The sequence below is a fragment of the Deltaproteobacteria bacterium IMCC39524 genome (assembly GCA_029667085.1).
In the GTDB taxonomy this organism is placed as follows: Bacteria; Desulfobacterota; Desulfuromonadia; order Desulfuromonadales; family BM103; genus M0040.
In genome coordinates, this window is record JARUHJ010000001.1 from 191206 (window position 1) to 206396 (window position 15191).

The 15191-nt window shown below is 51.2% G+C and carries 12 protein-coding genes; 6 read left to right on the top strand and 6 right to left on the bottom strand.

The window, feature by feature from the left end; genetic code table 11:
- The first annotated feature begins 132 nt into the window (after positions 1-132).
- Positions 133-759 (top strand): LysE family translocator, encoded by a 627-nt coding sequence (locus P9J64_00870; GenBank protein MDG5466867.1) that lies wholly within the window; start codon positions 133-135, stop codon positions 757-759.
- Between the two features lie 289 nt (positions 760-1048).
- On the opposite strand, the gene P9J64_00875 is transcribed toward P9J64_00870, so the two are convergent.
- Together P9J64_00875 and P9J64_00880 are read right to left on the bottom strand one after the other, a co-directional pair.
- Positions 1049-2053: a cation diffusion facilitator family transporter gene (locus P9J64_00875; GenBank protein MDG5466868.1), complete on the bottom strand. Its 1005-nt coding sequence runs from the start codon at positions 2051-2053 to the stop codon at positions 1049-1051.
- 42 nt (positions 2054-2095) lie between these two features.
- Positions 2096-2605, bottom strand: a complete 510-nt coding sequence (locus tag P9J64_00880) for a hypothetical protein (GenBank protein ID MDG5466869.1) — start codon at positions 2603-2605, stop codon at positions 2096-2098.
- 204 nt (positions 2606-2809) lie between these two features.
- Between P9J64_00880 and mutS the strand changes: the two genes are divergently transcribed.
- The 5 genes from mutS (at position 2810) to P9J64_00905 (ending at position 12100) form a co-directional block, all read left to right on the top strand.
- Positions 2810-5419, top strand: coding sequence for a DNA mismatch repair protein MutS (mutS, locus tag P9J64_00885; GenBank protein MDG5466870.1), 2610 nt, complete (start codon positions 2810-2812; stop codon positions 5417-5419).
- Complete coding sequence (locus P9J64_00890) at positions 5419-7194, top strand: N-acetylmuramoyl-L-alanine amidase (GenBank protein MDG5466871.1); 1776 nt, start codon at positions 5419-5421, stop codon at positions 7192-7194. The genes mutS and P9J64_00890 overlap by 1 nt, the downstream gene beginning before the upstream one ends.
- Before the next feature lies 1 nt (position 7195).
- A complete protein-coding gene (glnD, locus tag P9J64_00895; protein MDG5466872.1) occupies positions 7196-9889 on the top strand; it encodes a [protein-PII] uridylyltransferase in 2694 nt (897 codons plus the stop codon).
- A gap of 20 nt (positions 9890-9909) precedes the next feature.
- On the top strand, positions 9910-10797 hold the full coding sequence (gene xerD / locus P9J64_00900; GenBank protein MDG5466873.1) for a site-specific tyrosine recombinase XerD: 888 nt from the start codon (positions 9910-9912) through the stop codon (positions 10795-10797).
- An 85-nt stretch (positions 10798-10882) separates the two neighbouring features.
- Positions 10883-12100, top strand: a complete 1218-nt coding sequence (locus P9J64_00905) for a cofactor-independent phosphoglycerate mutase (GenBank protein MDG5466874.1) — start codon at positions 10883-10885, stop codon at positions 12098-12100.
- A 295-nt stretch (positions 12101-12395) separates the two neighbouring features.
- Here P9J64_00905 and P9J64_00910 read toward each other — a convergent pair whose 3' ends face one another.
- The 4 genes from P9J64_00910 to P9J64_00925 form a co-directional block, all read right to left on the bottom strand.
- On the bottom strand, positions 12396-12542 hold the full coding sequence (locus tag P9J64_00910) for a hypothetical protein (GenBank protein ID MDG5466875.1): 147 nt from the start codon (positions 12540-12542) through the stop codon (positions 12396-12398).
- Between the two features lie 130 nt (positions 12543-12672).
- Positions 12673-12873 (bottom strand): cold-shock protein, encoded by a 201-nt coding sequence (locus P9J64_00915; protein ID MDG5466876.1) that lies wholly within the window; start codon positions 12871-12873, stop codon positions 12673-12675.
- Between the two features lie 284 nt (positions 12874-13157).
- A complete protein-coding gene (locus tag P9J64_00920; protein MDG5466877.1) occupies positions 13158-13562 on the bottom strand; it encodes a hypothetical protein in 405 nt (134 codons plus the stop codon).
- A 254-nt stretch (positions 13563-13816) separates the two neighbouring features.
- Positions 13817-15076, bottom strand: a complete 1260-nt coding sequence (locus P9J64_00925) for a DEAD/DEAH box helicase (protein ID MDG5466878.1) — start codon at positions 15074-15076, stop codon at positions 13817-13819.
- Between the last annotated feature and the right edge of the window lie 115 nt (positions 15077-15191).

Below are 15191 nucleotides of genomic sequence, written 5' to 3' on the forward strand. Positions count from 1 at the left end.
TGACAGTTTTGATTGAGACATTTCACAGAGAATATGAGTTTTTTCTTCACGTCTTTGCGCCTTTGCGTTAATAAATGTCTTCAGCTTTTTTTGACTCTTGTCTGTCTCGGTTATGAAGACTAAAGTGACCCTATGGAAACAACCTGGCCGGCTATCTTTACTTTTCTCAGCGTCTTCACCTTCGCTATTGTCTCACCTGGACCCAATTTTATCCTGGTGACCAACACGGCATTGGGGCAATCCCGGCGAGCAGGTCTTTTGACGGCCTTGGGTGTTGCCACCGGCAGTGGCCTCTTTGCCTTGGCAGGTCTGGTCGGTTTGCTGGTACTGGTTCATTCCATTCCCTATTTTGCTCTGATTACGCGTTTTGTCGGTGGCGGTTACCTGGCCTGGATCGGTGTTGATATGTTGCGTCATTGCCGAAGCAGAAAGGCCCCGGATAAGGCCACGAACGTGCAAAGGGAACCTTCTCCGCTGGCCTCTTACCGGATCGGCCTGCTGACCAACTTAACCAACCCGAAAGCATGGGCCTTCTACCTGAGTCTCTTTGCTCTGCTCATGAACCCTGACTTCCCACTCTGGGGGAAAGTTGTTCTGAACATAGCCATGTTCGTCATCTCTTTTGCCTGGTACGCTATTGTGGCCGTAATGATTTCCAGTCGCAGGTTTCAGCCGGTTTTTCTTGGCTTGCAGCCGGTGATTCAGGGCACGTTGGGTGTTTTGTTGGTGGTCCTGGGTGGGAAGGTCTTGTTGGGGTAGGGTGCTAGTACCGTGTAACCCATAAACTAACGCATCTTGCTTGTTCTTTGGCACACCAACTGCGTTTTGGCTTCGGTAACATAGCGGTGCTATGCGCTCTCAGCCACGCCTTGTTGGTGCGCCAAATCCCGTCGCAATTTTGCGACATTTTATGGGTTACACGGTACTAGTTTGTGCTGTTCCTCAGATGGCTGACAAACCCTATTTTATGTCATGTTGATTTGTCTCATTATATGTGAACAAATTGAGTCGCTTTGTACTCTTTTTGCAGCATGAAAGCAAAAGAGCGTTAATCTGTTGCTCTTTGAATGTCATCTGAAGGCATGTCATTAACATCCTTACCTTCTTTCCACCATTCCTTGTCATCATCTGCGCGACGAATACTCTGGGTCGGACATGCTTCACGACCCGGGCATCCATGCCTGCGGCAGGGCTCGACATGGATGGTGACGTCCGTACCTATGATCTCATCCCCGATCTTCTTTTCGATGTAATCGGTAATGTCATGCGCCTCTTCGACGGACAGGTGTTTACAAACGGTTAAGTGAAAATCGATCAGCTTATGCGATCCGGCACGACGGGTGCGCAAGTTGTGGTAACCAAAGAGTTCATGTTTGTGATCGTTGATCAGGCTTTCGATTTCATGCCGAACGACCTCCGGTAATTGTTCGTCGAGGATGTCACGCATGGCCTGTCGCAGCAAGCGGAGCGATTCGATGAGAATATAGACGGCGACCATGAGTGACATGACCGGATCCAGCCAGGGCAGGTTGAAACGGCTGATCAGGATCAATCCAACAAGCAAGGCCAGGTTGGTGTAGACATCCATCGAAAAATGGAGGGAGTCTGCTTTGAGCGCTGAAGAGTCTGTCTCTTTGGCGACCCGACGCAGGTGGCGGCTGATCATGAACGACGCGACCGTGCTGATTGACATGACGATAATGCCGATACCGGTCTGCTTGATTGGACTTGCTTCGATCATGCGCTGAACGGCTTCGTAAATAATCCAGCAGCCAGAGACTGCAATAACCAGGGCCTGAAAGATTGTTGCCAGTGATTCGAATTTGCCGTGACCGTAGGGATGTCGTTCGTCGGCCGGTTGCTCAGCGTGATGGATCGCCATCAGGTTGATGCCTGACATCAGGATGTCGAGCAAAGAGTCGATCGCCGAGGTCAATACCGCCAGGCTGCCGGTGAGGATACCGGTGATAAGCTTGAGTATGGCCAGCCCCAGTGCTGTAAAAACAGAGAGCCTGGCTGCTGCCATTTTGGGTGATTTTGTTGTTGGCGTCATATTGTTGTCGGCTTGTTGCTCTGTAATGAGACCTGATGCTGTCTATAGCGGGCAGGCGTCTCTCCAGCTGTCGTAGCCCTCGCCTTCGATTGCCCAGAAGTCATCAATCCTTTTCTGGAAGTAGTCGAGCGCCTCACTTTGGGTGGTCACCGCGTCAGCTGTTTCCTGGCTTACCATCTTTTGGGACGCCAGGTAATTATAGAGTTCCGCTGTCCCCGTAAGGATCTTTTTTAATTCGGTCAGGTTTGGCTCCGGCGTGCGAATGATGTACCAGTGGCCGGCAAACTGCAGCAGGTCATTTGCTTCTACGTCGAAGAGATTCTTGTGCCGCTCGGGAATGACGAACTCGCGCAGAAAGTAGTCGGCGCCATGACAACACGCGCCAGCTTGTTCCGGCGGCATCCCTTTCTTTTGTACCAGCTCCTGGTAAAAGTGCCGCAACAGGTCGACACACAGGCTGTCGACGCGAATTTCATCATCAAGGCTCTCTACGTTGTAATCACATTTGTTCAAGCCCTGAAGCAGGGGGTGAATCTCGGCTGTGGGGGTCATTGACGTTGCTGTACTCCTCAGAATTAATAGCTTACAACCATAATGTACTTTGTGCTCTTTTGGCAACCATATGAATTACTTTTAAACCCTCTTTGCTGTTTACAGCCAACTGAGTGATTTGTTAACATAATAACCAGGGAATGTTTTGTCTTTAAATCTTTGTGCGACCCTGTAAGGGGTTGTTTTTTTTGGATTATAGCAACAATGGCAAAAAAAACACCGATGATGCAACAGTATCTGGAGATTAAGGCTGATTATCCGGATGCGATACTATTTTTTCGCCTTGGCGATTTTTATGAAATGTTCATGGAGGATGCAGTTGTCGCATCGCGAATTCTCGATATTACCCTGACCGCTCGTAACAAGGGCGCTGCGGAAGAGATCCCTCTCTGTGGTATCCCGTTTCATAGCTGCCAACCTTATATCGCCAAGCTTGTTCAACACGGACACAACGTCGCAATCTGTGAACAGGTCGAAGACCCAAAAACGACCAAGGGGCTTGTCAAGCGCGCAGTCGTCAGAGTGGTCACACCGGGGCTGGTTGTCGATACCGACACGCTAGATCCGCGCCGCAATAATTACCTCTTGGCGTTGGCTCCGCTTGGCAATGACTGTTTCGGTGTTGCTTACGTCGACATAACGACCGGTGAGTTCAAGGTTACGGAGCTTTCTGACCTGGAGAGTACCGCGGGTGAAATTCTTTCCCGGGATCCGGCTGAGGTGCTCGTCGCTGAGGGTGATGCCGAGGATAAGGCCGTTGATGCTTTGCAAGGGATTCTGCAGGGCCGGATTGTTAATCGACTCCCCGATTGGGCGTCTGCCGAAGACCGCGCACGACAGGTGCTTCTGGAGTTTTTCCCTGACGGATCACTGGAGAGTTTCGGTTGTCATGCAATGCCTGCTGCAATTCAGGCTGCCGGAATGGTCCTTTATTACCTGGAAGAGACGCAGAAAGGGGCTGTTTCTCATCTGCAGCCATTGCTGACCTACCATGTCCGCGATCATATGGTCCTCGATGACTTTACCCGCCGCAACCTGGAGCTTACGGAAACCTTGCATGATGGTCAACGAAAGGGCTCCCTGCTTGGGGTCATGGATCGTACGGTCACAGCCATGGGCGCGCGTAAACTGCGGCACTGGATGACTCATCCCCTGGTTGACCAGAGACGTATTGTTGAGCGGCATGCCGCTGTCGAAGAGCTGGTTCGCGAGAGCCTCTGCCGGGATGACCTGCGCCAATGTCTTGATGACGTCTATGACCTGGAGCGGCTTAATGGCAGAATCGCCATGGCCACCGGCAACGCCAAAGACCTGGCCGCGCTTCGCATCTCACTGGAAAAACTTCCCCAACTTATTGATCGCCTCGCGCAACTGGAGAGCCCTCTGCTGGCGGAGCTGCGAGACAGCCTTGATACTCTGCCTGAAATGGTTGAGCTGATTGCGAAATCTATCGTCGATGATCCTCCCTTTGTAATGCGTGAAGGTGGCTTGATTCGCGAAGGGTATCATGCCGAGCTCGATGAACTGCGCAGCATCAGTCGAGAGGGCAAAGGTTGGATTGCACGTCTGGAGCAGGAGGAAAAAGAGCGCACCGGGATCTCAACCCTCAAGGTTCGTTATAACAGGGTCTTTGGCTACTATATCGAAGTCACCCGTTCGCACCTGGATCGCGTACCTGAGGATTACCAGCGTAAGCAGACATTGGCTAACGCCGAACGATATATCACGCCAACACTTAAGGAATACGAGGAAAAAGTACTTGGTGCGGAAGACCGGGTTGTTGAGATCGAATACGATCTTTTTCAGGAGGTCCGCAGGCAGGTCGCGCTTCAGGGACAGCGTATTCAGGCGACGGCCGACAAGGTCGCCGTGCTGGATGTTTTGCTTGGCCTCGCCGATCTTGCCCATGAACACAACTACTGCACTCCGTTGATGGATGATTCGACCGAATTGCTCATTGAGGATGGTCGCCATCCGGTCATCGAGACGATGAATCTCGGTGAGCGTTTTGTCGCCAATGATGTGCATATGGACACCACGGAAAAACAGATTCTGATTATTACCGGTCCGAATATGGCTGGTAAATCAACCTTTATGCGTCAGGTTGCGCTGCTCGTTTTGATGGCGCAGGTCGGTAGCCTGGTGCCTGCAAAAAAGGCACATATCGGCATCGTTGATCGAATCTTCACCCGGGTTGGCGCCAGTGACAACCTGGCCCGCGGGCAGTCGACGTTCATGGTCGAGATGACAGAAGCCGCCAACATCCTCAACCATGCCACGCCACACAGTCTGATTGTCCTCGATGAGATCGGCCGCGGAACCTCTACTTTTGACGGCGTCAGTATCGCCTGGGCTGTGGCTGAATACTTGCATGACAATAGCAAGGTGGCAGCCAAGACCCTGTTTGCAACTCACTACCATGAGTTGACTGATCTGGCGCAGACTCGTGAACGTGTGCAGAACTTCAACGTCGCGGTTAAGGAATGGAACGATCAGATTATTTTCCTGCGCCGGATTGTCAAGGGTGGGGCCAGTCATTCCTACGGGATTCAGGTGGCGCGCCTGGCCGGTTTACCTGCCGCTGTGATCGAGCGTGCCAAGGAAGTTCTGCGCAACCTGGAATCCGGTGAATACGAAGCCGGGGCTCCGCGCCTGGCGCGCAGCAAGAATGCTGTCAAAAAGAGCGAGGCTCCTCAGTTGGGGCTCTTTGAACAGGCTGATCCGGTCAGGCAGCGTATTGAAGAGATGGACGTTTCTGTCCTGACGCCGCTGGAAGCACTTAATTTGCTCGACGAACTCAAAAAGATGCTTTGATGAATATGAAACGCATAGTCATACTTACACTCTCTTTGTTCTGGCTGCTGTCACCGGTCGCTGTCTTTGCAGAAAACTCCGAACAGGCTTACCAGAAGGCGCGTGATGCCTACTATTCTCTACAGGATTCGTCGCGCAAGCAGATGTATCGTGAGAACTGGGAGAATGTTTATGACAAGTTCGAATCGGTGTACCAACGTTTCCCCAAAACCCGCCGCGGTGCAGATTCCCTTTACATGTGCGGCAAGACCATGGCCGGTCTTTATGCTGTCAGCCGTATCAAGCCGGATGCGCAGCGCTCTGTTGAGCTCTTTGTGCAGATGGCTGAAACTTACCCTGACAGCTCCCTCGCCGATGATGCCCTGTTGCAGGCCGGCAAGCTTATGGAAGAGGTCCTGGCTGACAAGTCAGCGGCTTACGCACTTTACAAGCTGCTGGTCGAAGCTCAGCCGAAAGGTGATATGGCCGGCAAAGCCAAGGCACGCCTGGCGGCACTGGCTCCCTATGCGCCTGCCGATAATGCGGTCGATGCAAAACCTCTCTCAGATGCAAAAGCTGCAGCTGACACACCGCAATCCACAGTAGCTGCCGCTCCGGCAAAAACGTCTGCTGGCTCCAGAACGCTCTCCTCTATTCGTTACTGGTCGAACCCCGGCTATACTCGAATTGTCCTGGATGTCTCCAGCCAGACCAAGTTTTCAGCACACTACCTTGTCCCGGAGCCGAGCAAGGGTGCTCCACCCAGACTTTATGTTGATATCGAAAAGACCGCTTTAGCTGAAGGGCTCAACGAGAAAACGGCGGTCGATGATGGCCTGTTGCGCCAGATTCGCACCGGCTCGCCGCAATCCGATACGGTTCGTGTGGTCCTTGATCTTGAAAGCATTGGTGATTACAAGGTCTTCCCGTTGAGTGACCCCTGGCGGATCGTTATTGATGTTGCGGGCGACAAGTCGCCGGAGCTAAAACGCCGCGATCCTGAGATCAGCAGCTTGCCTGACAGCGGCGGGGATGCGATCGCCAAAGTCCTCAACGAAACCCCCAAAGATCAAAAACCGCTGCATATCCCCAAGGCTCCGGCGACCTCAACCCTGCGGCGTATTGTTGTTGATGCTGGCCACGGTGGAAAAGATCCTGGTGCTGTAGGCAAGTCTGGAACCCTTGAGAAAGATGTCACCCTGCAGATGGCCAAGGCTCTGTCAAAAGAATTAACCAGGCAGATTGGCTGCGAGGTTATTCTGACCCGTAGCGGCGATGTTTATCTGCCATTAGAAGAGAGAACCGCCATTGCCAACAAGGTTGGCGCAGATCTTTTCATATCGCTCCATGCCAACGCGAACAACAATCGTAAGGCCTTCGGTATCGAAACTTACTACTTGAACTTCTCCAAAAACGACAAAGCCGCTGCCGTCGCTGCCCGTGAAAACGGCACCTCGATTAAGCAGGTTTCTGATCTTGAACTGATCCTTTTTGACCTGATGGCCAATGCCAAGATTAACGAGTCCAGTCGTCTTGCGACCGTGATTCAGGAGGGTTTGGTCAAAGGGATCAGCAAAAAGTATAGTGACGTGCGCGACCTGGGCGTCAGGCAGGGCCCGTTTTACGTGCTGCTCGGTGCGACAATGCCCTCTGTCCTCGTGGAGACGGCTTTTATTAGCCATCCCCGTGAAGAGAAACGCCTCAGGAGCAGTGCCTTCCAGAATTCTGCTGCGAAGGCGATTGCTGCAGCCATCAAAGACTATGCAGTCAACAACAAGCTGATAGCGACCCGATAGCATGATGAAACATGAAACCCTAAAAGATTTTTTTGCCACAGAATTGATGATGGCCGGCGATGTCTCTTTTGAAGAGAGACGTTCTCATCTGCTCGACGCGGCCCGGTTGTACCTCGAGTACCATCGTGACCATTGTCATGAAATGCACAAATCCGGAGGCAGTGGTCGCGATGTTGTCGCCTGCATGACCTCTATGGCAGACGAATTGATTCGCTGCCTCTATCAGTGCTCGGCCGCAGAATTCCCTACGTCAGGCAAGGTCTGCTCGGCGGTTCTTGCCCTGGGTGGCTACGGACGGGGTGAACTGAATCCTCTTTCTGATATTGACGTCATGTTTTACTGCAGTGAGCAGAATAAGGACCTCGCAGAAAAGATCGCTGAACGGGTGCTCTACCTGATGTGGGATCTTAACCTTGATGTCGGTTACAGCGTCCGTACTGCCTCCGATTGCTTAAGCCTTGCTCAAACTGATATTACCATCCGTACCGCCATGCTCGACACGCGCTTCCTTGTCGGAGACGAAGTCCTTTACCATGAGTTCGAACGTCAGGTGCTCGGGCCACTTCTGAATCGCAACAGCCAGGGTTTTCTAAAGTCTAAATTTGAAGAGCACAAAACCCGACTGAGCAAGTATGGTTCGACTGTCTATATGCTGGAACCGAATATCAAGGAAGGGGAAGGTGGCCTGAGAGATCTCCATACGGCGGTGTGGATGATGCGCGTCAAGTTCAAGGCAAAGAGCGTGCGTGACCTTTTAAAAAAGGGCGTCATCTCGAATCAGGAGATGGAGGAAATCGATTCCGCTTACGATTATCTCTGGCGAATTCGCAATGAGCTGCATTTTCAGTTGAAGCGTAAAACCGACCAGCTCCAGTTTGACAAGCAGGAACAGATCGCTGCCTTCCTTGGATACGAAGACAACAAAAAGGCTCTCTCGGTTGAACAGTTCATGCAGGATTATTACTCTCACGCAACCAGAACAGAGCACCTGGCGACTTCCTTGATTTTCAAGGCGTATAAAGAAAAAGATGCGTCCACGGGCCTGTTCGGTTATCTCGGCAGACGCAGCCTCGGCGAGGACTTTTTCAGCTATCGTGGTGAGCTGAAGACTGCCCGTGAAAGCGTCTTTGAAAATCGTCCGGAAGCAATCATGCAAGCCTTTTTGTTGGCCAAACAGAACAGCCTTGCTCTGAGTATGGATGTCAAGGGTCAGATCCGCGAGAACCTCTCCCTGGTCAATGACAGTTTCAGGCGTAATCGCGAAGTTTCTGAGATGTTTCTGGAAATCATGCGTGGCCCGACCGGTGTCGCCCAGAGTTTGCGTGACATGCACCACCTGGCGTTTTTGAATAAGTACATCCCCGAATTTAAAAGAATCTACTGTAAAGTTCAGCACGACGCCTATCATGTTTACACGGTCGATATCCATTCGATCTTTGCTGTCGAAGAGATAGAGAAGCTCTGGTCCGGTTTTTATGCTGCCGAGAAGCCATTGCTGACCAAGGTTGCCGCTGATATCGGCAAGCCGGAGCTGATCGTGCTGGCGGTCCTCTTCCACGATATAGGTAAAGGGGAGGGGAAGGACCATTCCAACAAGGGCGCGGACATGATCCCAAAGATCGCCCGCCGCCTGAACCTTTCCAAAGAAGCCAGCCAGCGTCTTGAATTCCTGGTTCGCCACCATCTTGACATGGCTCACATCTCCCAAAGGCGTGACTTGAATGATATCCGATTGATTCAGGACTTTGCCAATACCATGGAGATGGCAGAGACGCTGAAAATGCTTTTCCTGTTGACCTTTGCCGATCTGAAGGCTGTTGGCCCTGATGTCTGGTCTGAATGGAAAGGCCATCTGCTACAGGATCTATACGAGAAGGCCTACGAAACCTTTGAGCGGGGCAACTTTATGAGCGATATTCGCTCTGAGCGAGTTCGCAATCGTAAACGTAAAGTCCTGGCGGCACTCAAAGATGATTTCGGTGAAAAGAAGATCAAGGACAGGCTCCGTTCAATGGGGACACGCTATCTGCTGACCCACCGTTCCTTTGAAATCAAGGATCACTTGGCTCTTGAGCTGTCGCGGGGCAACGATACGGTTGCCATGCAAGTGTCGCATGATGAGGAAGCAGAATATACCAGTGTGACGATCTCCACCCTCGATGTTCCCGGTTTGTTCAGCATGATTGCAGGGGTTATGGCGGCCAACGGCATTAACATTCTCGGTGCGCAGATTTATACGCGCCGTAACGGTTTCGCGCTCGATATCCTGCATGTGAACAAGCCGATTGGCGGCATTATTGATGACCCTGCCAAATGGGAGAAGGTTCAGGCCGATTTGACCTCTGTTCTGGAAGGTCGCGTGAAAGTCTCCGGCATGGTCAAGAAACGTCAGAAAGCCGGATTCCTTCCAGGTCAAAACCTGCCGCGTTATCCGAACAAGGTTGAGTTTGACACAGATGTTTCCAGAGAACACACGGTCATTGATATCTTCGCTCACGATGAAGTTGGTCTTCTCTACAGGATTACCCGAACTCTTGCCGAGTTGGGTCTCTATATTCATGTTGCCAAAATTTCCACCAAGGTTGATCAGGTTGCCGATACTTTCTATGTAAAAGATATCTTCGGACAAACAATCAGTGACGAAGCAAAACGTGAAGATATTCGCAAATCCTTACTCGAAAGCTTGGACGGGTAAAGACCTTACTTCAGGATTTTATGAACCATTATCTCGACCATTACTTGAACTATCTGGCAGTGGAGCGCGGCCTGGCGAATAACACGCTCGATGCCTATGGTCGGGATTTGGCGCGCTATCTGGATTACCTCGAAAGCCAGAAGGTCGTGGCTCTTGAAAATATCTCTGCGGCGGTTGTCCTGCGTTTTCTCAGTCACCTGAAAAATGCGGGCTTGTCTCCCCGCAGCAGGGCGCGAGCTCTGGCAGCCTTGCGAACCTTTCACAAGTTCCTGGTACGCGAGAAAATTACCAAGGACAACCCTACGGACCAGGTGGTTTCGCCAAAGAGCCTCACTGCCTTGCCCCACACCTTAGCTCCGTTGGATGTAGAAAGCCTGCTGTCCAGCCCCAAGGGGGAGTCTGCTCTTGCCTGGCGCGACAGAGCCATGCTCGAGATCATCTATGCCACCGGTTTGCGTGTTTCCGAGTTGGTCTCCCTTAAATTGAGTGACCTGCAGATGGATGTCGGCTATCTTACGGCCTTCGGTAAGCGTAGCAAACAGAGAATCGTTCCTCTGGGAGAGACTGCGATTGCGGCTTTGCAGGAATATCTACAGAATGGGCGTCCGGGATTGGAGAAGCAAAAAGGCTCTCATTTTCTCTTTCTCAATCGTTCTGGTGAGGGCTTGACACGTCAAGGCTTCTGGAAGATTATTAAGCGCCGCGCTCTTGAGGCAGGTATTAGCCAAAGCATTACGCCGCATACCATGCGCCATTCCTTTGCAACCCATCTTTTGGAGAATGGTGCTGACCTGCGTTCCGTTCAGGCCATGCTTGGGCATGCGGATATCTCTACAACCCAGATATATACCCACGTCACGCGTGAACGACTACGCAAAATGCACGCAGAACATCATCCTAGGGGCTGATGCTCGTGATCGGTGACCAGTGATGAGTGACCAGAAATCCTTATTACTGATAACAGATAACTTGAATAAGATAGGTTCTGATTCTATGAAATATATTGTTCTTCTCGGTGATGGTATGTCTGACGAGCCGATAGCAGCGCTTGATGGGCTAACACCCCTGCAGGCGGCCAAAACCCCCAATATGGACAAGCTCGCACAACGGGGCAGGATTGGCCTCCTTGCAACGGTCCCTGATGCTTTCCACCCCGGCTCTGATGTGGCTAATCTTTCCGTGTTCGGTTACGATCCTGCGAGCTGCTATACGGGCCGCTCGCCTTTAGAAGCTGCCAGTATGGGAGTGGACCTCGGCCCTGATGATGTTGCGTTCCGTCTTAATTTGGTGACGCTGGGTTTGGCTGGTGGCGACATGTACATGCAGGATTTCTCTGCAGGTCACATCTCGACTGAAGAGGCCCGTGAGTTGATCGAATGCCTTCAGGAAGAGCTGGGCGACGAGGAATTTCAGTTCTATCCAGGTGTCTCTTATCGACACCTGATGGTCTGGAGGGGGGGGAGAGATGATCTGCGAATCCTGCCACCTCACGATTTAACTGGTCAGAGTGTCAGCAATCATGTGTTGCGTTCAGACGAAGCCATGCCTTTGGTGCAGATTACCAGCTCGGCACAGCTTCTTTTTAAACGTCACCCGGTCAATGTTAAACGTGAGACAGAGGGCAAGAATCCTGCTAACTCCATCTGGCTATGGGGACAGGGCAAGCGCCCGCAGATGCCTACTCTACAGGATAAGTTCAATCTGACGGGGGCGGTGATTTCGGCTGTTGATCTGATCAAGGGGATCGGTATCTTCGCGGGCCTTGACGTCATCGACGTGCCTGGTGCGACGGGCTATCTCGACACCAATTATCTCGGTAAAGCTGAGGCGGCTCTGCAAGCACTCAAGACCAGAGATTATGTTTACCTGCACGTTGAGGCACCCGATGAGGCCGCCCATAGTGGTAGCTTGACAGATAAGATTGAAGCGATCGAACGTTTTGACAAGGATGTCGTAGGAACGGTGATGGCCGGTATCGATAGCCTTGGTGACTATCGTGTGCTGCTGTTACCAGATCATCCTACGCCGGTTGAGAAAATGACGCACACCAAGGATCCTGTTCCTTTTGTTCTTTGCGGTTCCGGCAAAGAGTTCGCTCCGGAAAACAATGCAGTGGCGGGTTATTCTGAGGCTGCGGCGAAGGAGTCGGGACTGTTGATTGATCCAGGTCACAAGATTATGAATCTTCTGGTGAGTGGCACACTCTCATAGAGGTTTACTGAAATATTTGCTTTTTATAAGGGCGGCCTTTGTGCCGTCCTTTTTGTTTTGAATCTGTAGCGTCAGCTGTCTAACGAAGGGTGGCAAAGCTTGTTGCAGGCGTTGGGGTCTGTTCAGCCAGAAGGCCTTCATTAGACCTCTGATCTCGTAGAGTGTGAAGCTGGAAGGTTGAGGGGAAAACTGCTGAGTTCACGATGAAAAGGAGGGCTAAATCTTAGCCCTTTCAACTTCTCCGATAAGCTCTGTGGCTCTCGTGCTGATGTCGGTGTGCTTTTATGCCTCGAGCCTACTCTTCTTCTTGAGGGGTCTCAGCATCTACGCCTTCCTCGAGAGCTTTCTCTTCTTGTCTGCGCTTAAGCTTTTCATCTTTTTTCGCTTTCTTGGCGATTTCTTTCTGACGTTTTTCGTAACCATAGTTGGGTTTTCTAGCCATTGTGTGTCCCTTTCGGGTCGAGAATCAGCCCGGTCAAGTTTAGAAATGAGAGGATCGTAGAAAAAAGTGTTACAGAAAAAAAAGCCTCACGAAAACCCGTGAGGCTTTTTTAACTTATGCAAAATTAAGATTAAATTTTGCAGACGTTAGCAGACTGAGGACCTTTTTGGCCTTCAGTAACGTCAAAGCTTACACGATCTCCTTCAGCGAGGGACTTGAATCCGTCGCCCTGGATCTCGGAAAAGTGAACGAATACGTCAGGACCATTGTCCTGCTCGATGAAACCAAAACCCTTTGCGTCGTTGAACCATTTAACTGTACCTTCTGCCATTTTTTCCTCCACGTTCCCCTCGGGGAATCTGTACTGGTGTGTAAGCTTTGAACGCCCTAAAATGAAAAGCACGCAGCCGAAGTGGTCTGAGTGCTTTAATCCGTTTTGACACCTTGTCAATCTGGTGAGCGACAAAAAACACTTACACGAACTTACTAAATGCCGACAGCCTAGCACGTTAGAATTTTGAAATGCAAGCCTTAAGTGTCTATTGATACAAAGATTCTTGATGAAAAGATCTGTATCGCTGTCGACAACGTTGAAAACGGCAAATGAGGGACGTCTTACTTACAGCGCATGATCTTTTTGCCGGTTTCAAAAAGAACTTCTATTTTACGCAGCCCGACAATACGCTGATTAAGGCCCAGGCCGAACTGGGGGTGATTGATCAGTGCCCCGACTTTGTAGGCAGAATCCATAGAGTAGGTGCTTGCCTGCTCACTGTTCATGTTTGGACTCAACTCGGCCCATTCTTTCTGCTCTGCGACTTTTGGGTCAACGGTTCGCCGCACTGCAGGCTTCTTGGGTGCTGTTGGTGGCCGATACTTATGTTGTCCGCTACAAGTGTTGCACTGAACCTTGGCAGGAACGTCATCTTTCATGGCGACAACGATGTGGTTGGTGTTTTTACGGCATTTTGTACAGCGAGCTTCAATCGGATCGCCAGGGGTAAGTTCTGAAATTTCCATATTTATTCTCCTAGCCAGGGTGCAGCCGATAAATTCCGGGGAGATCACCGGAATCTATGGGGCAGATTTGACATTTTGCGTGCCTGAGATTGGTGGCACGGTAATCGATTCTCTTCTTGCCGTAACGTCATCTCCGTACGGGGAGAAGGGTGGTATCTGAGGGCGTTTTTCAAGAGTTAAACAATAATTATACATAGTTTTCTTAACAAAAGATACTGATCAATCCTGATGCGTCCCAGGAAAGAGCCGCGGCTTTAGCGTTGACTTTGTCGTTGCTTGCCTCCGCCGCTTCTGTTGCCAGCTGCAGACCTGGTTTTGTTTCCCTGAGGTCTGTTCTGTTGTCCGGTTCGTTTCGGGCGTTGCGAAGGTTGAACCGTACGTTTAGGCGCGGGTACGTTGTAATCGAAGCCATCCACACGGCGCTGCTCCAGTTGACTGCCGAGAGCTCGTTCAATTGTTCTGACCATCAAACCGTCTTCATGGCAGACCATGGTGAAAGCGTCGCCGCTTCTAGCTGCCCTGCCGGTACGGCCGATGCGATGAATATAGGCTTCTGCCGTATCTGGAATGTCGAAATTAATAACGTGGGAGACCTGTGAAACGTCTATACCACGTGCGGCAATATCTGTAGCGACCAGGATCTGGAAACTTCCGTCGCGAAAACCGTCAAGGGCTGCCTGACGTCTGGATTGAGAAAGGTTGCCCTGCAAGGAGGCTGCACGATAGCCGCTCTTTGCCAACTTCTCGCCAAGCCTTTTTGCCCTGTGTTTGGTTCTGGTAAAGACCAGCACTGAATCTGTGCTCGTGTGTTCCAGAAGTTGTAATAACAGGTCAGTTTTAAGATGCTGAGGTACGGGATAAAGAGCGTGACTCACGGTCACCGGGGGGGCAATCGTGTCGACCTGGATTGTCTCGGGATTATTGAGTACCTCTTGTGCCAGGTGTCGAATCTCTTTAGGCATGGTTGCCGAGAAGAGCAGGGTCTGGCGTTGTGCAGGCAGACATTTGATGATACGACGGATGTCCGGCAGAAAACCCATATCGAACATGCGGTCCGCTTCATCAAGAACCAGTACGTCCACTTTGCTCAAGTCAATGGTCCCTTGCTTGATATGGTCGAGCAGGCGTCCCGGGCAGGCGACGACGATTTCAACGCCTCGCTTGAGTTTGGTTACCTGTGGATTCATGCCGACACCGCCATATACGGTGACGCTGCGTAGACCGCTCTCTTTGCCGAGCTGAATGATCGCTTCATTGATTTGTTCTGCCAGTTCCCTGGTCGGGGCGACGATCAATGCTCGCACGTGACCGCGCTTGCCTTTCATTAATTGATGAAGGATCGGCAGCCCGAAGGCCGCTGTTTTTCCTGTGCCGGTCTGGGCGAGACCCATCACGTCACGGTGTTGCATGATCTTCGGGATTGATTGTGCCTGAATAGGGGTCGGTTCGGTAAAGCCTGCGGCTTCTACGCCAGCGGCAATCCTCGGGTTGAGATTAAAACTTTTGAAATCCATGTTTTCTTCTTTATTATAAGCCGGTCCGAATTAGTTGTTATGACTGTAACGAGTGAATTGACATCACGGACAGGCTTCAGAATAAAAAAAGCTCCGGAATATTCCGGAGCCTTGA